The sequence below is a fragment of the Acinetobacter sp. XS-4 genome, assembly GCF_023920705.1.
Classification (GTDB): domain Bacteria; phylum Pseudomonadota; class Gammaproteobacteria; order Pseudomonadales; family Moraxellaceae; genus Acinetobacter.
Genome location: NZ_CP094657.1, coordinates 2,246,751 through 2,271,154 on the forward strand (window position 1 = coordinate 2,246,751; position 24,404 = coordinate 2,271,154).

Genomic DNA, 24,404 nt, shown 5'->3' on the forward strand with positions numbered 1-24,404 from the left:
AATTTAGCTATGATGACTTTTCTTTTTTGATTATACTTCGGCGAGCTTTTCCACTACGACCGCCTAGAATATGGTGCTGAGTTTCCGTCAACATTTGCTGAAGTGGCGCACGCTTTTAAGTGCTATCACTTTGCTGTGTTTACTATGGCACATTTTTTTGCCTACTTTAGTGCAAATTGGCATCGTACCTGAGTTATACACCATGCCTAGTCACTGTCAGCCAGTCACGCTAGAGCATTCATTTCACCAACAAAATTTCAATACTCAGCAGCATCACTCTTCACATGCCCATCACCATATGGAATCTGTTCAAGATAAATTTCATAGTTCGCATGCTCAAGAAGTCTTTGCTCTAGCTACTCAAATCATGAAGCATTGTCCGCTTTGTACGCATGGTCTAGATGCAGCAATTTTAATTCCTTTAATTGCTTTGATTTTTGTTTTAATTTTACGTTGGTTTACCCGTGTACGATGCCTGTGCCATACGTGGACAATACAGCTAGAACTTCCCCCTACCTTCTATATTTTACCGATTAAACACGCCCCACCTGCTGCTCTGTAAGAACGCAACTTTTACCATCCTTGATTTTCAAGGACTCAAAACTTATTGCTTTTTATAGGGTCAAAATATGTTATCCCTCAAATTCCGCTTATCTGTTTTAAGTGCGGCGTGCTTTTCTGCCTCAGCCAGCCCTATTATTTTTGCTGAAGATTTAACACCAGCAAATAGTGACACAAAAACATTAACAACGATTGTAGTCACAGCAAGCCGTGAAGGTGAAACACTCAATAAAACACCAGCAGCGATTAGCCAAATTAATAATGACCAAATTGAAAATAAACATGCCACATTTATTGGACAACTTGTGAATCAGACACCAGGGGTTTTAATGAATGACCTTGGTAATGAGCAGCACATGATGTCTATACGCCAACCCATAACAACCGCAGCTGTATATCAATATTTAGAAGATGGTCTTTCAATTCGTCCTGTAGGCGTGTTTAACCACAATGCCCTATACGAAATGAATATGGCTGGCGTGGACAATATTGAAATTTTGCGTGGACCTGCGAGTAGTGTTTATGGGAGCAATGCCATTGGCGGAACTATTAATTTTTTAACAAAGGCGCCAAGTACAACACCAACAGCTGATATTGGCCTGAGTGCGAGTAGCGAAGGTTATCGCCGTGTAGATGTGGGGGCATCTGATACTTTTGATACAAACAACGGAACACATGGTTTAAGAATTTCTGCCTATGCCAGTGATCGCGGTGATAGCTGGCAAGATCATGCCGAATCAGATAAACAAAGCGTTACCTTACGTCATGATTGGCAGATTTCAGACACAACTAAACTGAAAAACATTTTTAGTTATAACCACTTATATGCAGATATGACAGGTAGTTTAAATGCTGAAGATTATAGTCAACGCCCTGGCTATAGCTATCAGACATTTACCTATCGTGAAGTAGATGCAACTCGACTATCTTCCCAGCTTAGCCATGACTGGAATGATCAGCAACAAAGTCAAATTACTTTATATTATCGAGACAATACGACAGAGCAAAACCCAAGCTATAACATAAAAACAGACAAGAAAGACGGAGTTGCAACAGGAACATATAGCGGACAAACAACATACAATAGTTTTCAGTCCTATGGGCTTAACTTACAGCATTCAGCAACGCTAGGCCAAGTTAAGTTAGTCGTCGGTGGCATGGCTGAGCATTCTCCGACCCAAGGTCGAACCAATGACATTGAAGTTTTTCGAGATCCAGTTACCCGTATTTATACAGGTTTTAAACAGCGAAAACTTTTACGTGATTTTGATGTCGATGTTGATAATGAAGCAATCTACACCCAAGCTAACTGGCAAGCTCTACCTACTTTAAACTTAGTCGGCGGTGCTCGTTATGACTGGATTCGTTATAATTATCAAAATAATTTAACTCCATCTAATGTTACGGGCGCACCTGATGAAACACGAAACTTTCATAAGGCCAGTCCGAAACTAGGTGCAATTTGGAACGTAACACCACAAATTGACTTCTATACAAACTGGTCACAAGGCTTTGTCCCACCAGAAGTTAGTAGCCTTTACGGCGCAAATTTAGTCACACCAAATTTGACTGAAGCAACTTTTACCAATATTGATGCAGGTATTCGCTTTAAAACATTAAATGATCGTTTGGATGGTGAAATTACGCTTTATCGTTTAAATGGTGAAGATGAAGTAATTAGTTACACCAAGCCAGATAATAGCCGTGAACCACGGAATGCGGGTAAAACTCGTCACGAAGGTATTGAAGTGGGTGCAACTTGGCAAATTTCCGATCAACTTGACCAAAAACTGAAACTATCAGGTAGCTGGGCTCGCCATCGTTATGAACAATTTCAGCCATCATCCACTATCGACTATAGTGGTAATGATATGCCAAGTGCCCCAAAAACTTTTGGTACGCTGGAATATCAAATTAAACCAATTCCCGAACTACTACTTTCAGCAGAAGGTGTCTATGTAGGTTCATATTGGATTAATGATGCTAATACACAAAAATATGACGGACACACAGTACTCAATCTTCGTGCGAACTATCGTAAAAAAGCTTATGAGGTATATGGTCAGATTTTAAATGTGGCAGATACTCATTATGCTGAAAGTACTTCTTTTAGTAATAATGAAGTGAGCTATACACCAGCTGCACCACGTACTTATTTATTAGGTCTACGCTATCACTTTGGTGATTAATCAACTTTAAGTTTGTGGTCATCAATTTGGCCACAAGCTTTTATCTAGCTATAAATAAAAATAACTCACGACAAAAGCAAAAAGCAGCACGGTTTCGCTAAGCTCAATCGCTGCCCCCACTGTATCACCTGTAATACCGCCAATTCTTTTAATAAAGAGATGCCTTAAATAAACAAGGCCAATTAAAAAACCAATGATGGCAATAAGCCCTTGCCACTCCCAATATAAAGCCAATAGCAGAACCAACCCAGCTATTATCCAAGAAGTCGTTTTAGGTAAATAATCAGTCAACGAACGACCTAAACCTTTTTCACGGACATATGGTGTAGTTAAAAACAAAATAGATGGCACAACACGACCTAGAACGGGAACAAAGACTAAAAATAACGTTTGATGTTGTTCAATCAACAGATAAATCAGTACAAACTTGAGCAAACAAATAATAACTAAACTTAGTACTCCAATTGGACCACAACTTGGATCCTTCATGATTTGTAAAGTACGTAGTTTGTCTCCAAAACCACCTACCCATGCATCTGCCGTATCTGCTAGCCCATCTAGATGTAATCCCCCTGTCAGCCAAATCCATAAAGTCATTATGATGGCAGCCAGTAAAAGAACCGGTAATTTAACTAAAAGACACGAGATCAGAAAAAGAACGCCACCAATAATCAGTCCAACCAGTGGATAAAACAAAATAGCTCGACCATTTTGTTGCGCCGTTGGCATTGTCTTTAGCTCAATAGGCAGAACAGTTAAAAATTGCAATGCAATCCAAAAAGGTGTCATATCCAAGTCTCTAACTGATCTATATTTGAAAACAAACTGGATTATGAATAAATAAAAATGGGAATAGCAATCCCTATTCCCATTAAAGACTCCAAAAACTGAAAATCTATTGCATTTGATAGCACTGTTTCAATTTAATGTAGTCGTAGTAAAAACTAGTTGGTGTATAACGTGCATAGTTACACGCAGATTTGAACAAAGTTTCTTTTTCGTTATAAAGCATTTTTACCAAAGTATTGCCTTGGCTATTTTGGAAAATATCCCATTGGACATTTGCCGCCATAGGTGAAACTACTTCACCGCGCCATGAGCTGGTTGAGTAATTATAAGTCTGACGTAGTGGTAAAGGCTGCATCATATTATGTAAATCTAGGCTGGTTGCCAAAGGAATAATAATTTCAGCATGGGCAAACCGTAAAACTGCTTTGTAAGGCTGAGCTTTATTCACCACGGCGTCAACTTGTTGGAATAGGTCCTGTTTAAGTCCTTGAGCAATTTCACTTGTGACTTGATTTGACTCTGTAAAACTTGGACCTTTTTCGTAGAAATCGTTCGCATCATTAAATTCAGCATAGAATTTCGCAGCATCTAACGGCATATATTTATCAAAATTGATACCTTTTAACTCATCTTTCGTGCCACCAGAAATTGAATAGAGCTCATAAACATAAGCTGCTGCATCAACTGCACTAGCAATCGTATTTTTCCCCTTACCTTTTTCTGTAATTTGCTCACCTTTTGGTGAAGTTACCGTAAAGGATCCGGTATTGCTAAAGCTATAACCTGTTGTACCCAGTTTTTTAATAAAGTCTGCTTTAAAAATCGGATTAAGTACAGTTTGGGCAGTTTTTTCAGCTGCTGTATTTTTTGATAACTCATCTAACTTTTGGGCTAAATCTTTATTATTTTCTTCAAAATCTTGATAGGCCTGACTAGCATCATAAATTTTTTGTTGACTAGCACTAAGTGGTTGAGTCAAGTCTTCATCTGCATTCAAACTATGAAAATAGAGTTTAAAACGATCAACACCACCATCTTCAATACTTGGAACGCTTTCACTCGATAAACTAGTATAAGACGTTGGCACAATTTTATCTTTAAGTTGCGGTTGTTGTTGAATGAGTTCAGCAGTGAAGAATTTAGCACTATCAACTGCACGATCTACCCCAGAACTTTGTACCAATATAGATGCTTGCGAATTTAAAAGAGCGGGTAAGCGTTGTAATAAACGGTCTGCAATGCCACGGTGTTCTAAAATACCAGTCATGGTTTCATTTCCATAACCATACTGGCGGATTCCTTCTACGCCATAGCCTAATAAGATATTGGCTTTCATCATTGCTTCTAAATCAGCACCCAATTGTTCACCTAATGGTGTTAAGGCATTTTCTGCTTTTGCCTGTTTCCATAAATTATAAAGTGCCAAATCATATTTTAGACTTGAGAGGCCTCTTGAACCGTGACGTGCCACTAACTCTGTAAAAACTGGCTGGAACCCATTGGGTGCTGTTTCATAGTTTTTTATTTCTTGTTGTGGTTGGTAAGGTGTTTTTGTTTGATAATATTTTGATGAGTTTGTTGGAACAGTTGTTTGAACATCTTGATCATCATTATTGTTACAAGCCACAAGTAATAATGATGCTGCAAGCACAGTCGTTTTAAATAAAATATTCATAAGTCAGATGAGTGTTTAATAAGAAATGCCAATAGCTTAATTTTTAGCAATGACAGTTCTATTACAAATACTCAAATATCTTTATAAAAATAATAACTTACATATGTATAGAAATATAAATTTCCTATCTCAACATGAAAGTTAATTGACCATCTGTTTCAGAAAATTCGAATGAATATAATTTCCCAAGCTCTGCCGGCATTTTTAGTAAATCATCTAAAGGTTGTTGCCCAGCCAAACAAGCCAGTAGCTTAATCACACCACCGTGGGTAACAACCAATCCATGTTGCCAGTTTTGGTTTTGCATCTGTACAAGTAGTTCTTGAAAGCCTTTAAGAACTCTTGTTTGAAATTGCATTAATGTTTCTGCACGCGGTGGACAATATTGACTCGGCTTTTGCCAAAAGTTTGCCAGTAATTCTGGTGAGGTTTCATAAATTTGCTGAGTTGAGACGCCTTCCCACTCACCAAAATACATTTCTTTTAAGTCATGGCTTAAAAGTAAAGGGAGTTCTTCTGTTTTGGCCAGTTGCTCAGCAAAATAAGCACAGCGTTTTAATGATGAACTTATAATGACATCCCATGACTGATTTGCAACTTGCTCAATGGTTGACTGCATTTGCTGCCAACCTTTTTCCGTTAACTTATCATCCAAATGGCCACGTAAAGTATGGCTATATTGACTCTCACCATGTCTGAGCAAATCAATTCTGAATTTACCCAATTTTATCCCCGCTTACGGCAGCTTGAGCAAAGGTAGCCATTTGGTTGTGTAATACACATGCCATTTTAACTAATGCTAAGGCAGTACCAGCACCACTACCTTCACCTAACCGTAAATTCATTTTTAAAATCGGCTCAGCATTGAGTTCTTGTAATATACGGCGATGACCATACTCTGCCGATTGATGGCCAAACAACATCCAATCACATACTTTAGGATTCATTCGTACTGCACATAAAGCAGCAACCGAACTAATAAAACCATCTACAATGATAGGTACACCCACCTGTGCACATCGAATATAAGCACCTACAATTGCCGCAATTTCCAGACCACCTACAGCACACAATGTTTTGAAAGCATCACCAATAACATGCTTATGATGAAGCTCGATTGCTTGTTCAATGACTTCTATTTTATGTCTTAACTGATCGGCACCAATTCCTGTACCCACTCCAGTTAATTGCTCAGCAGTATCATTTAATAGAAGACATGCTAAGGCAGAAGCAGAACAAGTATTTCCAATACCCATTTCACCCGCAATATAAATATCTGCACCGTTGGCTTTAGCTGTGTCTACACTATTTTTACCTAACTCTAGAGCAGCACGGCATTCCTCAGTATTCATTGCGACTTGTTTAGCAAAATTTGCTGTACCAGCACGAATACAATGACGTTCAACGCCTTCGTATTCGTACGCTTCACCTACTGTACCGCAATCAATCACTTGCAAATGAGCTTGATGATATTTGGCAATTACACTAATTGCAGCCCCACCAAACGTAAAGTTTTGCAGCATTTGACGGGTTACGGCTTGAGGGTATGCAGAGATATTTTCTTCAACCACGCCATGATCACCTGCAAAAATGGTGATCCATGGATGGCTGACTTGTGGATGTGCATTTGACTGTAAACTAGCAAGTTTAACTGCTATCAGTTCTAAATCACCTAAGGCACCAGTAGGTTTTGTGAGTTGAAGTTGGTGTTGCTCAGCTTGTTGTTTTGCATCCACATTAGGTTGCTGTATAGATTCTAACCACCAGTTCATTTTACTTTTCACCTTTTAAAATCATTGGAAAACCAGCCACACAAAACAAAACCCTATCTGCAATTTGCCCTAGAGCTTGATGTAGTCTACCTGCTTCATCAACAAACCTTCGGCTTATCTCACCGAGTGGTACAACGCCTAAACCCGTTTCATTACTTACTAAAATAATTTCTGACTCAAGCGTAGGTAAAACTTTTAGCAGCTGCTCACACTCAAGTTGTTGAACACTTTGATCATCTAAAAGTAACAAATTGGTTAGCCAAAGTGTTAAACAATCCACCAGAATAATTTGATTAGGTCGATCAATTTTCTGCAAAGTTTTTGCTAAAAATAAGGGTTCTTCAACCAAAGACCAGTGAGCAGGACGCTGATTTTGATGGTGTTCAATTCGACTTTGCATTTCTGGGTCAAGTGCTTGCGCCGTCGCAACATAAGTCACCGCTAATTGCGTATTTATTGCTGTTTTTTCAGCGAGTCGGCTTTTGCCAGAACGGGCTCCACCCAAAATCAGTTGCAACATGAATCACCTAAGAACAAATGCTGAGATGGATATAACTTACCTTGTAAAGTTTGAGCTTGATAACAACCAAACGTTAAATGCTCGACTTTAAGGTCAAATTCAGCCTGTTTGTATTGTACAGGTAATTGAGAAATTTTTCGTAAAATCAAATCACTACTATAGTCTTTTTTATACAACCCCAAAGTAATATGCGGACAATATTCTAAAGCAGCTATTTCATTAGAAACTAAACCTAACTTTTGGCGTATTAGAGGTAAGATATTTTCGGCATCTTGGATTTCTATAAATAAAGCACTACTAAAACTATCAACTGAACCAATTTTTAAATGAAACGGAGCAAAATTTTCTTTTCTTAAGATTTCTCTTTGCTGCTCAAATTCACTAAAAATAAAGTCATCAGGATAGGTTCTAGTTTCGTGGTTTAAAAATCCACATATAAACAGCGTGATATGATATTGACGGTTATTGGGTTCTAGTAAGAACTCTGAAAAATGCGCGCGTAACGTATCTAAATAATCAACTAGTTTTTGATCATTAATTTCTAAATACCATAAAGCATAATTTTGGCGCCCAAGATGCCACTCAGGATAATCCCGTATAGATGTTGGCACCATGAGCGTCGAGGGTTTTAACAGCACAGCTTTAATTCAAAATCATTCAATTTTTGTATTAAAGCATGTTTGCCTTTTAAATGTAGAGTACTAATTTATTCAACAAACTTAAGCATATTGAGTACGCGTACTTTTGGAGTTGGTAATATTCATATTTAAAGGCTGTTTGCCTTGTTCAGAAAATAAATATTGAATTAATTGTGTTAACTCAACTTCAAGTTGTCTTTTTTGGGCAGTGCTCATATCCAATTTCTGAATTTGCTGCTGTAAATGTTTAATCGCATCAGCCTCTTCAATTTCTACATATTGAATTGCATAGGCATACCCTAGCGCAGCGCCTTTTAATAGGTTTTTATAAGGCAAATCATGACCTATATTTACCTCAATTGACGCAATTACTCTTTCATTATGAGTTAATTTGCGAAGTGGATCTCTTGCTACTCGTTGACAAGGGTCTTTAAAAGCATATTCACATGAGTCTAGAAAGCTTTGTGCCATGCGATCCAAATCTTTTGCATAGTTGGGTAATACAATTGCAAGCCCTTGCTTTACTTCCCTAATTAAATTCTCTGCAAAAGATTTAACTGAACGATCCCCCATGGCAACACCAATAGATTCATAACCCAGTAAAGATGCATACCAAGCGAGCATCGCATGTACGCCGTTCCATAGACGGTTTTTGATTAATTGAATGTCTGTAATCTGATTAACCAAGACAACTTGACGTAACTTTTCGAGTAAAGGGCTGCCTTTTTCTACATAAATTGGCATATCCGTTTCGCTATGAAACAGAATTAGGTCCATGCTTTGTAATATATGACCTGGCTGGAAATTACGGCGCATGTTATCAACATATAAAGATGCCTGGTTTTGCTGATCTTGAGTCAGTTTATTGCAATCTTCAATTTCGACTTGTTCTTCATGCTCGACATCAGATAAATGCTGTTCAAGAAAGTAATGCTTAATGCGAAGTTGACGATATAAATTTTGATTAGATAGTTTCGAAACCATACGGTTTACAACGGTGTCGCAAAAGTAATGTTCTTTTAAAATATGCTCAGTTACATCTTCATCGTTAGTTAACTCTAGTAGAGCTTCTCTAAGATGCTTCATAACCATATATTTCGCGCCGACTTTATTTAAAATAATTAGAAAAGTTAACGGTTCAATACATGTTTCAAGTGGCGAGTTAAAACGCGCATATAATCCTTTTGCAATTATTTTTGCTTCAGCTTCGATCGCTTGTTCAGGTAAGCAAAGTGCAATCAAACTTGAATGTGTATACATCTCTAACATTTGTTGTTCATTGTCAGAATCAACAATGGTCATATTCTCAATACGTTCATCATAAGAAAATTGCCCATAGCGAATGCTATAAGTTCCAAATGCATTCACAGCTTCACGGAAAAGACTATTTCGTGTAGAAGCAATAATTCTCTTCGGTTTTGTGTATCCATCCCAATGTGACAAGATTTGTGCTACATAACCACCGCCAATAGCACCGAAACCATGTATTCCTACCGTAAGCTGATTTAGACTTTGAGGAAAAGATTCCTGTATCTCTGGCATATCCATAACAGGAATAAATTGGTCAAGATCAGTTAAAAAGTCATACATCTGATCATAATAAAAATGCGCTTTTTCCAGCATTTCATCATTTGGTTCTTTAATATCTTTTAATAAAATCGTCAAACCTTTTGAAGTGTGAGCTGAAGTTAAACCATTTTCAGAATCTTCAAACATAAGACACTGGTTAGCATCCAAGTGAAGTTGACTAGCAGCTTTTAAAAAGATCTCTGGATGCGGCTTTCCTTGTTCGACTTCATCACCACAGGTAATCACATCAAAAAACTTATAAACATTCGCATTAATTAAATATTCTTCGGCAATTGCTCTACGGCTTGAAGTCGCAACAGCCATTCTTAAACCAGATTTTCGTAAACGTTCTAAAACTTGAACCAAACCTTTTTTAATCGGTACGCCGTGTTTTCGAATATATTCGAGTTCCATCTCATCGGCTCTTTTTCGTATTTCTTTATAGGGAACATTTACGCCATATAAACGTTGAGCCAATTGTTCAGCAGTAGTTGCGCTTAAACCTAAACATTGCATTAAATATTCGTGTGAAAATTCCTGCCCAATGAGTTCTTGAGATGCATGTTGCAATGTTTGAAACCGCAACCTCTCAGTATCAAACATTGTCCCATCCATATCAAAAATTGCTCCATGAACAGGTTTTCCATGAAAAATAAGCACGCTTTTACCTCTTTTTTGATCATGTTTTATTCAGGGTATACAAAAAATTGGTTAAAAAGGCAGGATATTAATAAATGAAACATTAGTGGTTATTTTTTAATCAAAAATATAAGAGATCTGTTACTGAGCAGAGTTAAAACTCTAAAAAGGTTGAACAATATAAATAAGTATGAAGCTAAGTGTAAATGCAAGAGCGACAAGCCATCCTCGCTTGCCGCTCTTGGTTTATTCTTTTTGTTGCGCTGATAGTATTTATTTTTCTTAGTTCCATTTACCGCTACTTGCACCCGCATATTTTTATAATGTCACGCAGGTGTCACATACCAGAAATCAACTCACCTTTTGCTATTTTCATTGTTGGTGCTTCTGGTATAACACTAAAATTCATAAGAAAATGAGTATGAACTAATAGAATATAAGATTGATATTACAAACAATTTCTTCACTCCTTGTTGGGACGAGGACTACATCGCCATTAACAATAATGATAATCATTTTCATTTAATAGTTCAAGCTTTTTTTATTATTTGTTTTTCTCTTCTTTTTTGTAAAAAGTTCTACAACAAGTAATACCTTTCAACAAAGTATTTTCTAAATGTAGCTAGAAAAACGATTGGTTCTTAAACTATGCTTCTAAACCATTATTATTGATCAAGTACATCAACAAATTGGGCATTTAAAAGCTGAGCTAAATCTTTAGGATTTAAACCAATATCAAGCCCTCTTTTTCCGCCACTTACATAAATTTTACTAAAGTTTTGAGCCGATGCATCAATGACAGTTTTTAAACGTTTCTTTTGGCCTAAAGGGCTAATTCCTCCTACTAAATACCCTGTTAAACGTTCGGCATCTTTAGGATTAGCCATCTGTAATTTTTTACATCCAAACGCCGTAGCTACTTTTTTTAAATTTAATTGGTGATTAACAGGCAAGATCGCAACGAAATAATTTTTATCGTCACTTACCATTAGAGTTTTGAATACTTCGTTTACATCTAAATCTAATTTTTCGGCTGCTTCTAATCCAAAACTTTTGGCATTTGAATCATGTTCATATTCGTGAATAGAAAATTCGATTTTATTACTTTTTAACAATCTACATGCAGGAGTCATGGTATATGGTGTTATAGATGAAATTGTTTCGATTATAGTTTTTTTAGAAAAAATTTAAAATTTACTTAGGCTATTTACAAGAGTTACATAAAAATTCAAACAGCAACTGAAGAAAAAATAATCTCAACTTGATATTCGGGGCTCGACTCCATATATTTTATTTAGATTTGAAGTCTGAGCTGACAATTTTATGAGTTATAAACACAACAATCTGATGGCTATGCGTCACCGTTTTTGGGATGAATCTTCAGATTCTGTATTAAATGAAAAGCATTTTTTGCAGCAGACGTTAATTGAACAAGGTATTTTTAATAACGCAACTCTTGATGATGTTAAGTACTTCTTTTATACCCTTCCTAGCATCATTATTGTAAAAGCTCATGCACTTGGTTTTATGCATGATTCAGTCAAACAGATGTTATTGCAACATATTCAGACAAATCGCCTGCATTTGATGCAGAAATCTGAATTAAAGATTCAATTTAAAATGTAATCCGTTTTGTTATCAAAGATCGGTTTTATCTTAGTTTTATTCATCTGAATGATGTTAATTTCCTAAATTTTCAAATTGCTTAGGCTATTTGTGTGTTAATGAAATAAAGATGACCATTTCGGCCTATCATTCAGTCTGAGAGAACTATTTTAATACGCTCAAAACATGTAATATTCGTTACAATTTTAGATCACCAGCGTTTGGCTGCATGATGCGCATAGGATTCTATTTTCATGTCAAATCAGAAAGATAAGCTTAAGAGTTTAAAAACTTCTTCCATGGATCGACGCTTATCAATCGCGAAAGCTTCTTTACTTGCAGGAACACGTTGGGCAACTGCAAGTGCCTCTTCTTTATTTTCTAATGAAGAAGAAAAAGAAAAGAAACGCAAAAAAGCGATGAGCGAACAAGCTAATTATCTGGTTTCTGAAATAGGTAAACTTAAGGGTTCTATTGTTAAAATTGGCCAAATGATGGCTCTTTATGGTGAACACTTTTTACCAGAAGAGATTACACAAGCATTAAATACTCTAAATAACCAAACCGTTGCCTTAGATTGGCCTGCAATTAAGCCGCATTTACAAGAGCAACTGGGTGCTAAGTTAAATGATTTAACGATTGATCATGAGCCAATTGGCACCGCCTCTCTCGCTCAAGTACACCGTGCAACGCGTAAATCAGATGGCTTAGAGTTAGTCTTAAAAATTCAATATCCTGGCGTTGCAAATGCAATTGACTCAGATATGAGCTTGTTTAAAAACATGCTTAAACTGACACGTATGGTGCCACAAACCCGCGAATTTGATCAGTGGTTTGATGAAGTACGTGAAATGATGCATCGCGAAGTTGACTATGATGTTGAAGCTGCCACTACCCGTCGCTTCGGTGCACGCTTAAAAGATGACGAGCGTTATATCGTTCCGACAATTGTAGATGAATACTGTACCAATCAAGTGCTCTGCATGACTTTCGAACGCGGTGTTCCAATCAATAGCCCTGTGATGTTGTCTTTGCCTCAGGAGCGTCGTAATCAGCTTGGCGAAGCTTCACTCGAAATTGCAGTTCGTGAAATTTTTGAATGGGGCGAAATGCAAACCGATCCTAACTTTGGTAATTACCTTGTTCGTTTAGGTAATGGCCAAGATATTCAAGATAAGATTGTATTATTAGATTTTGGTGCTATCCGTCAGTTTAATGAACACTTGTTATCAGTTGCACGTAATTTAATTCAGGCTGGTTATCAGCATGATAAAAATGCGATGGTACAAGCAATGACTGGATATGAGTTTTTTGAAGCAATGCCTGAAAGTATAAAACCAGGCATGGCCGATGTCTTTTTAATCGCGACAGAAGCATTTAGTACCCCTGCAAATAATCCAGATATGCCAGCTGGCCTTATGGATGAACATGAACGCTATGACTGGAAGAAAAGTCAGTTACATAGCCGTGTTATGCAGCAAGCAAGTAAATCGATGGCATCACGTTATTTCTCAGTTCCTCCAAAAGAATTTATGTTTATTAGCCGTAAATTTATTGGGGCCTATACATTTATGACGGTTATTGATGCAAAAACAAATGTGCGACGTATGATTCGTAACTTTGCTTAATTTAATAAAGGACTAGAATGATTCCATGTCATTCTAGTCAATACCCCTTAACTCCCTCAATAATTAAATAATTTTAAATTAATAAAATCAAAAACTTATAATTCTATCATTTTCTATTTGCCATTTATCTACTCATTTTTTGAATGTCAGTAACGACATAGTTTTTTAATATAAGGCGTGTCAGCATAAAACAATAACAATGTGTTAGGACACCATAATCATGACAAGTATGATCAATAAAGCTCAGGGTTTGGGTTTATCGCTAATTACCAGATTGGCTGGAAGCGATGTACTTGATCAACTCAAGTTGCGTAAATTTGTTGAAAAATCTCTTTATCAAGGTTCAAAAGCTGGTTTTAAAGCATTAAGCCAGACTCAAAAAGCATTTAAACCAAAACAAATCTCCCAACAGCGATTACCTCGCCAACAAAAAAATCTATTTGATTTGAGCCTAACTGAAGAACAACAAATGACTTCTGACGCAATGTCTCAATTTGCTCAAGAGGTTTTATTAGGGTTAGCACATGAAGCTGACCAGAATGCTCAGTTTCCAGAAAGCCTTTGGCAATATGTTGAGGATCTAGGTCTTAACTACTATGCACTTCCAGAGGCATTAGGCGGTGTTGCAGCCGAACAAAATATTGTAAGTAATCTATTAATAGCTGAAAAACTAGCTGAAGGTGATTTTAGCCTTACAGCAGGATTACTCAGTACATTTAGCGTCATTAATGCTATTACCCGTTGGGGTTCTGCTGAAGTTCAGTCGATGTACCTATCATGTTTTGCAGAAGACTCAGACATTACAGCAACCTTTGCAGTTCAAGAAGCAACTCCGGCATTTAATCCTTATACTTTAAAAACCAAAGCATCACTTGAAAATGATCAATTTTTTATTGATGGTGAAAAAACATTAGTGATTTTAGGTGATTTAGCTGATGTATTTTTAGTCAGCGCAGACTTTAACGGTAAGCCAGACGTATTTGTCGTGCAGTGTAATGAAACAATTTCAATTAAAAACACTCCGGCCATGGGTCTTAAAGCCACAGAAACTGCAACTCTTCGCTTTAATCACTCTCCTGCTCTACGCTTAGGTGCAACAGACTTTGATTACACAGCTTTCTTAGATTTGGGCAATTTAATGTGGTGTGCAATGGCTGTAGGTACTTGTGAAGCTGTAAAAGCTTACTGTATCAAATATGCCAATGAACGAACTGCATTCGGTGAGCCCATTTCTCATCGCCAAAGTGTCGCTTTCATAATTGCAGATATGGCTATTGAAATTGATGCAATGCGTATGCTGGTTTTAAACGCAGCAAGCCTTGCAGAATCAGGCAAGCCATTCCATCGTGAAGCTTATCTAGCCCAACTACTTTGTGCTGAAAAATCGATGAAAATTGGTACAGATGGTGTGCAAATTCTTGGTGGGCATGGTTTCACAAAAGAACATCCTGTTGAACGCTGGTACCGTGATTTACGGGCTACTGCAATTTTACAATCTGGCTTACATGCTTAAATGATCAATCAGAGGATACTTTAATGAATTTACAAAATCCTAAAAAATTCAAAATGATGATTGATCAAGCACATGATGTTGCGATCAATGTTTTACGCCCTATTTCTCGTAAATATGATAAAGCTGAGCATGCTTATCCCAAAGAGCTAGATATGCTCGCTTCTCTGATTGATGGCATGAATGAAGGTGGCGAAGGTATTAATGCTGGAGCTGCAGGTGCTGGAAAGCGCGGTGAGACAGACAGTGAAGGTATTCGTAACGGAACTAACATGTCGACCGCTCTTGGAATTATTGAGATGTGTTATGGAGATACTGGCTTATTGCTGAGTATGCCGCGTCAGGGGCTTGGGAACTCAGCAATCGCTGCTGTGGCAAATGATGAGCAATTAGAGCGGTTCAAAGGAACATGGGCAGCAATGGCAATTACTGAGCCAGGATGCGGCTCTGACTCTGCTGCTATCCGCACCACTGCAGCCAAAGATGGCAATGACTATATTTTAAATGGTGAAAAGATTTTTGTGACCTCTGGCGAACGTGCAGATTCTGTCGTTGTTTGGGCCACTCTCGATCGTAAACTTGGACGTGCAGCTATTAAGTCATTTGTGGTACCTAAAGGTACACCAGGAATGAAAGTTGAACGTCTCGAACATAAACTGGGAATTAAAGCTTCAGATACGGCAGTAATTAGTTTTATTGATTGTCGTGTGCCAGCCGAAAACCTTTTAGGTAATGCCGAAGTAGATGTCGCTAAAGGTTTTGCTGGAGTAATGGAAACTTTTGACAATACTCGCCCCTTAGTTGCAGCAATGGCAATCGGTTGTGCTAAAGCTTCACTAGAACGCATTAAAGAGATTTTTAAAGATCAACTCGATCCTAATTATTCTACGCCCTACCTACATGCTTCTAACCTTGCAGCTCAAATCTACCGTATGGAAGCTGAGTGGGAAGCTGCTCGCCTACTCATGTTAAAAGCAACGTGGATGGCAGATAACAAAAAACCTAACTCTAAGGAAGCTTCTATTGCAAAAGCCAAAGCAGGTCGTGTGGGTAATGAGATCACTTTAAAATGTGTCGAATTGGCAGCAAGTGTTGGCTATAACGAAGATGAATTACTTGAAAAATGGGCACGTGACTCAAAAATTCTTGATATTTTTGAAGGTACTCAGCAAATCCAGCAATTGATCATTGCCCGCCGAGAACTGGGTAAATCTTCTAGCGAACTAAAATAATAATTAAAGGAGATTTTTCCCTTCTCTTATTAGCTTTATATCAAAAACTCAAAAGCCCTCTAGCGATTAAACTAGAGGGCTTCGTATTTCAGGAATTAATATTTTTATTTATTCGCTAGCTGTACTCTCTAGCGCTTTATCAACTACACCAAATTTCTTAAAGATTTTTGCACGTCTTTTTGACGAAATATTTGCTTTGTTTAAATCACCTTTATAATGATCAAAAACTCGCTTATCCATTATTTTAAACCACAATGAAGGGATTAATGCTGGTAATAACATACTTGCATAACCGCTTGGTAGCTCAGGCGCCTCGTCAAAATGACGTAATGCTTGGAATGGACGAGTCGGATACGCATGATGGTCTGAATGACGTTGCAACTGGTACAAGAACAAGTTTGTTACTACGTTATTATTGTTCCAGCTATGCTCTGGCATTGTACGTTCATATTGACCATTTTCTTTTTTCTGACGTAATAAACCATAATGCTCAATATAGTTAATAATTTCAAAAAGACTAATGCCATAAAAAGCTTGCGTTGCTAAATATGGAATTGTGCTTTTGCCAAAGATTCCAACCATAGAACCATGAAAAGCAGCAGTCATTCCCCAGCCTTGTAATAATTCATTATCTGAAGACCAGAATTCTTTACCTTTACGTTTTAAACGGTTTTTTTCAATTTCTATTGCGGATTTAAAAGAACCAATAACAGTACGTGGCCAAAACTCATAGAATGTTTCACCCATACGTGATGAAGCTGGATCTTCTGGTGTTGCTGCACGCTTATGATGACCGTAAGGATGCTCAATACGGAAATGATTATAACCTGTAGGAACTAAAGCTAGATGAGACAAAATATGGTCTATCCGGTCATGCTTATGACTTAACTCATGGGCTGTATTAATCGCAATACCATTAATTGCACCCATTGAGATACCAAGTAAAATCTTATCAATAAAAGATGTCGTTTTACGACTTGTTAAATAACATGCATAAACATTTGCTGCATACTGTAGAGGAATAAAGCTCTTCACAAGACGTGAATAATATGGATCTTTTTCTAAAAGCTTAATTTCTTCATCTGTCGGATTTCGAGCATCTTTCCCAATAATAGTATCAATTGCAGGAATCACGACATGTAATAAAAGTGGGCCACCTAATGCGAAGACTTTTTTCAAAGGACGTGGACCAAACTGATAACCAGCTAAAATAGCTAAACCGATAGCAGGTAAAGCAGGACTAATCATCCATAAAAAGCGTTTGCGATCTATTTCACGCATAGACGCAGGCACTGGCATAAGTTCTTGCTGAACATTTACTGGTGCATTCATAGCTATATTTCCTTTTTCTATATGTCTATATAGTTAAAGAAATAGTGTTTAGTTAACAGTAGTAACCGTCCAAAAAACCTATGTTAAAGTCTTTGGCATTTTCTTCCACTTTTCTGTCCTAAAAACACATGTTGATCTATTCTTGTAGCTCACTATAATTTTATTAAAATAATGATTGATCATTTAAATATGGATGCACTAAGTAAATTTTTTGATGATATTCACCTAAATAAGTCTGAATACATCTATTTAAAAGCGCAAGGAGAATGGGCTTTTAAAACACAAGATCAATCTGCTCTACTTGCTTATATTGTTTTAACTGGTTCAGTATATATTCAACTTAACACTTCAGAAAAAATAACTGCGACTGCTGGTGACATTATTTTAATTCCTTCGGGAAAAGCACATAGTGCGACTGACTCAAAATCAACAGCGAGTAAGTTGGTAGATTCTTTAGATATAACATCACTTTTTAACGGTCATAGACAAGATGCCATCGAATTTGGTACTTCATCTCCAGATAATACATTATTGCTATGTTTACGCTGCCAAATCGATACTCATATGGCTGGACCACTCATTAATGCCCTGCCATCCATTATGCATATTCAGCATGAAAATCAAACCACTCCACCCGAATGGCTACAAATTGGACTTTATTTTCTAGCTATCGAAACTCAAAAAATCAGGCCGGGTCACGACAAAATTATTGATCATTTAGTCAGTATTTTGCTCATTGAATGCATTCGCGATCATATTCAACAGATGACAGACCAACAAAACTGGTTAAGTGCCTTAACTCATCCTGAATTAAGCAATGCACTATCTGCTATTCATAGCCAACCAGAAGTCACATGGACAGTTGAATCTTTAGCTGAACAATGCTGTATGTCACGTTCTAAATTTGCAAACTTATTTAGCAGTATTATTGGTGAACCACCTCTAACTTATTTACAGCATTATCGTTTCCGTTTAGCCAGTCAGTATTTACGCACAAGTAACTTATCAATTCAGCAAATATCAAATAAGGTTGGCTATTCATCCGAAACAGCGTTTAGTCAGGCATTTAAACGAATTTTTGATTTATCTCCTAAACAATATAGACAGCAATATATTGGTCACAGCTTAGATTAACTGCCAATAAAAAAAAGCGCCGAGGCGCTTTTTTTATTGAATCAAATTATTATTTAATTTTCGCATGCGATTTTAAATATTGACTGTAATCTTCCAATATTTGTTGACCACGTGATTGACGATAAAGTTGCTTTAATTGCTGTAACTGGTCAGCAGGAATAGCATTTGCAGCAGATGAATTTACATTTGAAACCGCAACAACAACCAGCTCGTTTGGTAAATTCGCTGTTGTAACAGACCACATACCTAGCTTAGGTGTAGCTACACTAAATGCTGCACGCTCAATTTCACGCTTTAATCCTTGTGAACGACTAAATACGCCAGCCGATTCAAATGCTACTTTATTTTTAGCAACCACTTGATCTGCTGGTTGAGTTTTAAATTCAGTCAGCATAGTAGCAATTTTTGCTTGAACAGCTTTACGCGCTTTTTCATCGATAACTTTTGCTTTTGCTTCATTCATCGCTTGTGCTAAAGGTTTTACACCAGCAGCATGATAATCACGTACTTTAACCCATACCGTATCACCATTCGCTAACTGAATATTAGACGATGCATTACGGTCACCATTTTTCACGTCATCATTAAACAATTTAATTTTAACGTTTGGATCACTTAAATATGGATTTTGTGTAGCTAAAGTTACGCCATTTAATGATTCAACTTTTGTACTCTTTACTTCTTGTACAATGCCTTCTAAAGAATCATTACCCACGACCATTTCATTTAAGCTATTTACCGAGTCAGAATAAACATTAGCAACTTTATTCTTCTCAACTTCTGCTACTAAACGAGCTTTTTCAGCTTCAAATGAAGGGATCTGACTAGCTTGAGTTTCTGCCTCAATAATATGATAACCATATTGAGTTTTTACTGGCTGTGAAATTTGTCCATTTTTTAGGCTTACTACAGTTTTATCAAACGCATCGGAAAAAACACCTGGTGCATATGCTTCAACTAAACCACCTTTTGCTTTCGAACTTGGATCTTCAGAGAACTGAGATGCAGCTTGTGCAAATGTAAGACCGCCTTGAATTTTTGCATATACTTCTTTAGCAAGTTTTTGAGCCGCAGCATCATCACGAGCATCAGTAGTAATTAAAATATGCTTCACAGTACGTTTAGCATCTTTTTTCTGAGTTTCAACGAACTTGCTATATGCTTGCTGAAGTTCAGCTTCAGTTGCAGGAGCTGGTCTAGCCATCATTGATGGAGACAGAACAACATAATCAACGTCAACAGAAGCCTGTTGTTTAAATTCATTTTGGTGTTTGTTGTAATAATCTGTGGCTTCTTGATTAGATGCAGTTAAACCTGTTTTATAGCCATCTAATTTAATACTAGCCAAATGCAACGTACGTTGTTCAGTTTGCAAATTCGCAATTTGCATTAAATCAACTTTACTTACCAAAGAATAATCAGAAAAAGTTGAAGTTAGCATTTTTAAAGCATGATCTTGACGAAGGCTAGATATTAAGCCCTGACTTGTTAGACCAACAGAACGTAAATAATTTTCATAGAGTTTTTGCGAGAACTGTCCATTTTCTTGCAAACTAGGCTGCTGAGCTAACATTTGCTCAATTTGACTATCACTTAGTGAAATACCTAATTTTTCAGCTTGTTGAATTAATAAATTACGTGACACCAAAATGTCGAGTGCCTTAGCCTGAATAACAGGCAAATTAAGTAAACTCTCATCACCTTTAACAGCAGCTAAATATTGTTGTTTGTAAGACTGAGTTAAAGTTTCGAGGTCTTTCTTAGATATTTCTTGGCCATTTACTGTTTTTGCAACATCAGCCTTGTTTCCCCTATTAAAATATCCTTCAATACCTACAAGTGCTAAAGGGGTCAAAAACAAAATTAGAAGGACTTTGCCGAGCCAACCCTTAATGACTGTACGAAACGATTCCATAAGTATTCCAATATTTTATTTCGAGGAGAATTTTAACTGAAAAACCACAATCAATGAATGAGCAATATTGGTCAATTCAGATTTTTAATAAAAAACGCGCCTATATTGGCGCGTTTAATCATCTTAAAAGATTAAGCTACTGAATCTTTAAGACCTTTACCAGCTTTGAAGCTAGGTACTTTTGTTGCTTTAATTTGAAGCTCTTCACCAGTTTTAGGGTTACGACCAGTACGTGCAGCACGTTCTTTAACACTGAAAGTACCAAAACCAACTAAAGTTACTGTGTCACCTTTTTTAAGTGCTTCAGTAATTGACGCAATTGTCGCATCGAGTGCCTTGCCTGCATCAGTCTTAGATACTCCCCCTTTTTCAGCAATTGCATCGATTAATTCTGATTTATTCATGAATAAAACATCCTCTTAATATCGTTTGTTTAAGGTCCAAGGCTATAGTTTAAAAGGCCATGACGCCTTTATAGCAATGCTTTGGGGGAAAACGCAATACTAGAGCAGGGCTTTTAGCGAAAATAAATGCTAAAAAACTGTTATATATTTGCTAAATCCCAACATTTTTTACTTTTTATTCAATTTTTCTTTCAACTGCTGGTTTTCTTCTATTAAAGCATCCACCTTAATATGAAGCTGTACCAAGAGCTGTTCAATGTGCTGTAAATCCTTCGGAGTCACCAACCCAATTCGGTTTAAAGAATGGTTAACGCTGGTATCAAGAATTTTTTCTACTTTATCTTTTGTCTCAGATACAGATTCTTTTGCTTTTTCTGTGACCTTACCTACAGCGTTATCTGCCAAGTCGCCAGTTTTAGACTCTAGCTCTTCACCTACCTTGACCAAAGAGTCAAATAGCTTATTACCCTCTTCTTCTGCACGTGAAAAAGCCCCTAGCCCAGCTAACCAAATTTGCTTAGTATACTTTCTAAAATCCAAAGCCGATTTTCTTGAACTTCTTGATTTTAATTTATTTTTTTCTTCTGACTCTTCTGTCGGGGTATCTATATTTGCATTATCCATTGATCTAAGCTCCTAGTCAGATGAGAGAGATGATGACTGATTTGACCACAAAATATTTCTATAATATCAGAGTAAAGACTTGATCCATTTACAAAACTGTTCTACAAAGCAATTAAGTCATGTAAATATATTTAACAGGACATTTATTAAAGATTGGGATAGGATGTCCCATTCTTCAGCTAACTGCTATTTCTAAGGATAAACTTTTATGAGTGAAACGCAACAAAGACAAAAACATCCCCGTCTGTTGCTGAATATTGTTCTAATTATTTTAGAAACATTCTTTTCATTTATTCTCACCCACGATGGTGTTATTCGCTTGCAAGCGAAAAAGTTTATTTCAAACAAAACAACTATTCGTATTAATAGCTACCTTCCTTTTTTTGACTTTTATGTCCAATTTACCGAAAAGGGTTTGTTGTTCGATATCCATTCTTTTGACCGACGTATTGATCTGGAAATCAATAGTACACTTATCGATTTAATTAAGATTTTCGCTTTTTCAAACCAGCGCAGTCTTAAGAACATGCGTATTGATGGTGATGCAGAAACTAAAAAAGAGTTATTAGATTTAATTTCTCATCTTACTCTGCCTAAACTTTTAGCGGACTGGAAGCAATGGTTTAATACACTTGATGATGAAGCTGAAACTCTTGCTTCACGTAAACGAATTGCCCCATTGCTTGAAAAAATTGATCACCAACGTTCAGAAATCAATTCACTTCATGTCGAAATCAAACAATATCAAAATCGAATTACTCGCTTACAGCAGCGTCAACGTAATATTAACTTCGCCTTTGGTATAATTAGCCTCATATTTATTGTTTATTTCATATATAATTTGTGGGTTGCTTAAATTATTTTTTCTATTTTGTTCCTGCACTTGAATTAAAAATAAAAAAACTTGACTATTTTAGTCGGGATTCATAAAATCCTATTATCTAGTCTTAACATGTGTATCGAATCATGCGCCTTACAACTCGCGGTCGCTACGCAGTGACTGCTCTACTTGATTTAGCTTTGCAGCCAACTGAACAAACGATCACGCTCGCCGAAATTGCCGCTCGCCAATCCATTTCAGTTGCTTATTTAGAACAGTTATTCGCAAAACTTAAGCGTCATGGCTTAGTTTCTAGTGTTCGTGGTGCAAATGGTGGTTATCATTTGGCTCGAAATGCTCATGAAATTACCGTGTTAGAAATTATTGAAGCTGTAAATGAAACTGTTGATGCAACACGTTGTGACCATAAAGGTAACTGCCAAAATGGTGCAATGTGTCTCACACACGATTTATGGCAAGAACTCTCTCATCATATTGCCGACTATTTAGCAAAAATCTCTCTTGCCGACCTCATTAGCCGAGACAACGTTCAAACTGTTGCATTACGCCAAAATGTGACTGGCATAGATTCAGCTCTTTTATCGGGTACAGGTATTTGATATGAAACGTCCAATTTATCTTGATTACGCAGCAACCACTCCAGTAGATCCGCAAGTTGCAGAACGTATGATGGAGTGTTTAACTTTCGACGGTACCTTTGGTAATGCTGCATCTCGTTCCCATGCTTATGGCTGGCAGGCAGAAGAGAAAGTTGAATATGCACGTGAGCAAGTTGCAAATTTAATTAAAGCTGATCCACGTGAAATCGTTTGGACTTCTGGTGCAACTGAATCAGATAACCTTGCCCTAAAAGGTGTAGCACAATTTTATGCATCTAAAGGCAAGCACATCATTACAAGTAAAATTGAACACAAAGCTGTTCTAGATCCTTGTCGTGAATTAGAAGATCAAGGTTTTGAAATTACTTATTTAGAACCAGAACCACAAACAGGTTTAATTACTCCTGAAATGGTAAAAGCTGCCCTTCGTCCTGATACTGTTCTTGTTTCTCTTATGATGGTAAACAATGAAATCGGTACAGTTACAGATGTCGCAGCAATTGGTGAATTAACACGTGCCAATAAAACTTTCTTTCATGTAGATGCTGCTCAAGCTGCTGGTAAAGTTGAAATTGACCTATCTACTATGAAAATTGACCTAATGAGTTTCTCAGCTCATAAAATTTATGGTCCAAAAGGTATCGGTGCATTATATGTACGTCGTAGCCCACGTGTTCGTTTAAAAGCACAAATTCATGGCGGTGGTCATGAACGTGGTATGCGTTCTGGTACTTTAGCAACTCATCAAATTGTAGGTATGGGTGAAGCTTTTGAAATTGCTGGCAAAACAATGCAAGCAGAACAAGAGCGTATTCGCAAGCTTCGCGACAAGCTTTGGAATGGTTTACAAGATCTTGAACAAGTTTTCTTAAATGGCCATCCAACTCAAAACGTTGCTAACTATTTAAATGTCAGCTTTAACTTTGTTGAAGGTGAATCTTTAATGATGTCGCTCAAAGATGCAGCCGTATCAAGTGGTTCTGCTTGTACTTCTGCAACCTTAGAGCCTTCATACGTTCTTCGCGCATTAGGTTTATCTGATGAGCTAGCACACAGTTCAATCCGCTTCAGTTTTGGTAAATACACGACTGAAGAAGATATTGATCATGTGCTTACAATTACCAAAGCCGCTGTTGAGAAATTACGTGAACTTTCTCCGCTTTGGGATATGTACAAAGAAGGTATCGATCTTTCTACAGTTGAATGGGCTGAACACTAATTCATTGAA

Annotated in this window: 22 protein-coding genes; 10 read left to right on the forward strand and 12 right to left on the reverse strand. The window is 37.1% G+C overall.

From position 1 onward, the window contains the following. Positions 1-70: 70 nt before the first annotated feature. Together MMY79_RS10465 and MMY79_RS10470 are read left to right on the forward strand one after the other, a co-directional pair. Positions 71-562 carry a hypothetical protein gene (locus MMY79_RS10465; protein ID WP_198307949.1) on the forward strand — a complete coding sequence of 164 codons (492 nt, stop codon included), beginning with the start codon at positions 71-73 and terminating at the stop codon, positions 560-562. A gap of 67 nt (positions 563-629) precedes the next feature. Continuing rightward, positions 630-2,750: a TonB-dependent receptor gene (locus MMY79_RS10470; RefSeq protein WP_252608280.1), complete on the forward strand. Its 2,121-nt coding sequence runs from the start codon at positions 630-632 to the stop codon at positions 2,748-2,750. 48 nt (positions 2,751-2,798) lie between these two features. On the opposite strand, the gene MMY79_RS10475 is transcribed toward MMY79_RS10470, so the two are convergent. From MMY79_RS10475 to ybaK, 8 genes are all read right to left on the reverse strand, one after another. After that, a complete protein-coding gene (locus MMY79_RS10475) occupies positions 2,799-3,539 on the reverse strand; it encodes an adenosylcobinamide-GDP ribazoletransferase (protein ID WP_252608281.1) in 741 nt (246 codons plus the stop codon). A 106-nt stretch (positions 3,540-3,645) separates the two neighbouring features. After that, entirely contained in the window at positions 3,646-5,214 is a 1,569-nt protein-coding gene (locus MMY79_RS10480; protein ID WP_252608282.1) for a histidine-type phosphatase, read from the reverse strand. A gap of 124 nt (positions 5,215-5,338) precedes the next feature. Further along, on the reverse strand, positions 5,339-5,938 hold the full coding sequence (locus MMY79_RS10485; protein ID WP_252608283.1) for a histidine phosphatase family protein: 600 nt from the start codon (positions 5,936-5,938) through the stop codon (positions 5,339-5,341). After that, entirely contained in the window at positions 5,931-6,986 is a 1,056-nt protein-coding gene (gene cobT / locus MMY79_RS10490; protein ID WP_252608284.1) for a nicotinate-nucleotide--dimethylbenzimidazole phosphoribosyltransferase, read from the reverse strand. Before cobT ends, MMY79_RS10485 begins: the two co-directional genes overlap by 8 nt. A 1-nt stretch (position 6,987) precedes the next feature. Then, positions 6,988-7,506 carry a bifunctional adenosylcobinamide kinase/adenosylcobinamide-phosphate guanylyltransferase gene (gene cobU, locus MMY79_RS10495; RefSeq protein WP_252608285.1) on the reverse strand — a complete coding sequence of 173 codons (519 nt, stop codon included), beginning with the start codon at positions 7,504-7,506 and terminating at the stop codon, positions 6,988-6,990. Next, positions 7,494-8,120: a 2'-5' RNA ligase family protein gene (locus MMY79_RS10500; protein ID WP_252613507.1), complete on the reverse strand. Its 627-nt coding sequence runs from the start codon at positions 8,118-8,120 to the stop codon at positions 7,494-7,496. The genes cobU and MMY79_RS10500 overlap by 13 nt, the downstream gene beginning before the upstream one ends. Before the next feature lie 105 nt (positions 8,121-8,225). After that, a complete protein-coding gene (gene mtlD, locus MMY79_RS10505; RefSeq protein ID WP_252608287.1) occupies positions 8,226-10,373 on the reverse strand; it encodes a bifunctional mannitol-1-phosphate dehydrogenase/phosphatase in 2,148 nt (715 codons plus the stop codon). A gap of 644 nt (positions 10,374-11,017) precedes the next feature. Continuing rightward, positions 11,018-11,485, reverse strand: a complete 468-nt coding sequence (ybaK, locus tag MMY79_RS10510) for a Cys-tRNA(Pro) deacylase (protein WP_252608289.1) — start codon at positions 11,483-11,485, stop codon at positions 11,018-11,020. A gap of 190 nt (positions 11,486-11,675) precedes the next feature. Between ybaK and MMY79_RS10515 the strand changes: the two genes are divergently transcribed. The 4 genes from MMY79_RS10515 (at position 11,676) to MMY79_RS10530 (ending at position 16,327) form a co-directional block, all read left to right on the forward strand. Then, positions 11,676-11,978, forward strand: a complete 303-nt coding sequence (locus MMY79_RS10515; RefSeq protein ID WP_005304842.1) for a hypothetical protein — start codon at positions 11,676-11,678, stop codon at positions 11,976-11,978. A gap of 233 nt (positions 11,979-12,211) precedes the next feature. Beyond that, complete coding sequence (locus MMY79_RS10520; protein WP_252608291.1) at positions 12,212-13,585, forward strand: AarF/ABC1/UbiB kinase family protein; 1,374 nt, start codon at positions 12,212-12,214, stop codon at positions 13,583-13,585. Between the two features lie 229 nt (positions 13,586-13,814). Further along, positions 13,815-15,098 carry an acyl-CoA dehydrogenase family protein gene (locus tag MMY79_RS10525; RefSeq protein ID WP_252613509.1) on the forward strand — a complete coding sequence of 428 codons (1,284 nt, stop codon included), beginning with the start codon at positions 13,815-13,817 and terminating at the stop codon, positions 15,096-15,098. A 23-nt stretch (positions 15,099-15,121) separates the two neighbouring features. After that, the gene (locus MMY79_RS10530) at positions 15,122-16,327 is read left to right on the forward strand and encodes an acyl-CoA dehydrogenase family protein (protein ID WP_252608293.1); all 1,206 of its coding nucleotides are present in this window, start codon (positions 15,122-15,124) and stop codon (positions 16,325-16,327) included. A gap of 108 nt (positions 16,328-16,435) precedes the next feature. On the opposite strand, the gene MMY79_RS10535 is transcribed toward MMY79_RS10530, so the two are convergent. Beyond that, on the reverse strand, positions 16,436-17,659 hold the full coding sequence (locus MMY79_RS10535; protein ID WP_252608295.1) for an alkane 1-monooxygenase: 1,224 nt from the start codon (positions 17,657-17,659) through the stop codon (positions 16,436-16,438). A 171-nt stretch (positions 17,660-17,830) separates the two neighbouring features. Here MMY79_RS10535 and MMY79_RS10540 point away from each other — a divergent pair, with 171 nt between their 5' ends. After that, entirely contained in the window at positions 17,831-18,793 is a 963-nt protein-coding gene (locus tag MMY79_RS10540; RefSeq protein WP_252608297.1) for an AraC family transcriptional regulator, read from the forward strand. Between the two features lie 49 nt (positions 18,794-18,842). Here MMY79_RS10540 and MMY79_RS10545 read toward each other — a convergent pair whose 3' ends face one another. From MMY79_RS10545 to MMY79_RS10555, 3 genes are all read right to left on the reverse strand, one after another. Further along, positions 18,843-20,708, reverse strand: coding sequence for a SurA N-terminal domain-containing protein (locus tag MMY79_RS10545; RefSeq protein WP_252608299.1), 1,866 nt, complete (start codon positions 20,706-20,708; stop codon positions 18,843-18,845). A gap of 131 nt (positions 20,709-20,839) precedes the next feature. Next, positions 20,840-21,112, reverse strand: coding sequence for an HU family DNA-binding protein (locus tag MMY79_RS10550; protein WP_001043034.1), 273 nt, complete (start codon positions 21,110-21,112; stop codon positions 20,840-20,842). A 168-nt stretch (positions 21,113-21,280) separates the two neighbouring features. Next, positions 21,281-21,736: a phasin family protein gene (locus MMY79_RS10555; protein WP_252608300.1), complete on the reverse strand. Its 456-nt coding sequence runs from the start codon at positions 21,734-21,736 to the stop codon at positions 21,281-21,283. A 208-nt stretch (positions 21,737-21,944) separates the two neighbouring features. Between MMY79_RS10555 and MMY79_RS10560 the strand changes: the two genes are divergently transcribed. From MMY79_RS10560 to MMY79_RS10570, 3 genes are all read left to right on the forward strand, one after another. Next, positions 21,945-22,592 carry a hypothetical protein gene (locus MMY79_RS10560; RefSeq protein WP_252608301.1) on the forward strand — a complete coding sequence of 216 codons (648 nt, stop codon included), beginning with the start codon at positions 21,945-21,947 and terminating at the stop codon, positions 22,590-22,592. 110 nt (positions 22,593-22,702) lie between these two features. Next, positions 22,703-23,176, forward strand: a complete 474-nt coding sequence (locus tag MMY79_RS10565) for an Rrf2 family transcriptional regulator (RefSeq protein WP_252608302.1) — start codon at positions 22,703-22,705, stop codon at positions 23,174-23,176. 1 nt (position 23,177) lies between these two features. Beyond that, on the forward strand, positions 23,178-24,395 hold the full coding sequence (locus MMY79_RS10570; protein WP_004792644.1) for an IscS subfamily cysteine desulfurase: 1,218 nt from the start codon (positions 23,178-23,180) through the stop codon (positions 24,393-24,395). Positions 24,396-24,404: the final 9 nt, after the last annotated feature.

What these genes read in the sequence shown, in the direction of transcription:
- MMY79_RS10530 (WP_252608293.1), top strand. Translation starts at nt 15,122, where the DNA reads ATGAATTTACAAAATCCTAAAAAATTCAAAATGATGATTGATCAAGCA.
- MMY79_RS10480 (WP_252608282.1), bottom strand. Translation starts at nt 5,214, where the DNA reads ATGAATATTTTATTTAAAACGACTGTGCTTGCAGCATCATTATTACTT.
- MMY79_RS10565 (WP_252608302.1), top strand. Translation starts at nt 22,703, where the DNA reads ATGCGCCTTACAACTCGCGGTCGCTACGCAGTGACTGCTCTACTTGAT.
- MMY79_RS10555 (WP_252608300.1), bottom strand. Translation starts at nt 21,736, where the DNA reads ATGGATAATGCAAATATAGATACCCCGACAGAAGAGTCAGAAGAAAAA.
- MMY79_RS10550 (WP_001043034.1), bottom strand. Translation starts at nt 21,112, where the DNA reads ATGAATAAATCAGAATTAATCGATGCAATTGCTGAAAAAGGGGGAGTA.
- cobT (WP_252608284.1), bottom strand. Translation starts at nt 6,986, where the DNA reads ATGAACTGGTGGTTAGAATCTATACAGCAACCTAATGTGGATGCAAAA.
- MMY79_RS10520 (WP_252608291.1), top strand. Translation starts at nt 12,212, where the DNA reads ATGTCAAATCAGAAAGATAAGCTTAAGAGTTTAAAAACTTCTTCCATG.
- MMY79_RS10545 (WP_252608299.1), bottom strand. Translation starts at nt 20,708, where the DNA reads ATGGAATCGTTTCGTACAGTCATTAAGGGTTGGCTCGGCAAAGTCCTT.
- MMY79_RS10525 (WP_252613509.1), top strand. Translation starts at nt 13,815, where the DNA reads ATGATCAATAAAGCTCAGGGTTTGGGTTTATCGCTAATTACCAGATTG.
- MMY79_RS10515 (WP_005304842.1), top strand. Translation starts at nt 11,676, where the DNA reads ATGAGTTATAAACACAACAATCTGATGGCTATGCGTCACCGTTTTTGG.
- MMY79_RS10570 (WP_004792644.1), top strand. Translation starts at nt 23,178, where the DNA reads ATGAAACGTCCAATTTATCTTGATTACGCAGCAACCACTCCAGTAGAT.
- MMY79_RS10535 (WP_252608295.1), bottom strand. Translation starts at nt 17,659, where the DNA reads ATGAATGCACCAGTAAATGTTCAGCAAGAACTTATGCCAGTGCCTGCG.
- MMY79_RS10540 (WP_252608297.1), top strand. Translation starts at nt 17,831, where the DNA reads ATGATTGATCATTTAAATATGGATGCACTAAGTAAATTTTTTGATGAT.
- cobU (WP_252608285.1), bottom strand. Translation starts at nt 7,506, where the DNA reads ATGTTGCAACTGATTTTGGGTGGAGCCCGTTCTGGCAAAAGCCGACTC.
- MMY79_RS10560 (WP_252608301.1), top strand. Translation starts at nt 21,945, where the DNA reads ATGAGTGAAACGCAACAAAGACAAAAACATCCCCGTCTGTTGCTGAAT.
- MMY79_RS10500 (WP_252613507.1), bottom strand. Translation starts at nt 8,120, where the DNA reads ATGGTGCCAACATCTATACGGGATTATCCTGAGTGGCATCTTGGGCGC.
- MMY79_RS10475 (WP_252608281.1), bottom strand. Translation starts at nt 3,539, where the DNA reads ATGACACCTTTTTGGATTGCATTGCAATTTTTAACTGTTCTGCCTATT.
- ybaK (WP_252608289.1), bottom strand. Translation starts at nt 11,485, where the DNA reads ATGACTCCTGCATGTAGATTGTTAAAAAGTAATAAAATCGAATTTTCT.
- MMY79_RS10470 (WP_252608280.1), top strand. Translation starts at nt 630, where the DNA reads ATGTTATCCCTCAAATTCCGCTTATCTGTTTTAAGTGCGGCGTGCTTT.
- MMY79_RS10465 (WP_198307949.1), top strand. Translation starts at nt 71, where the DNA reads ATGGTGCTGAGTTTCCGTCAACATTTGCTGAAGTGGCGCACGCTTTTA.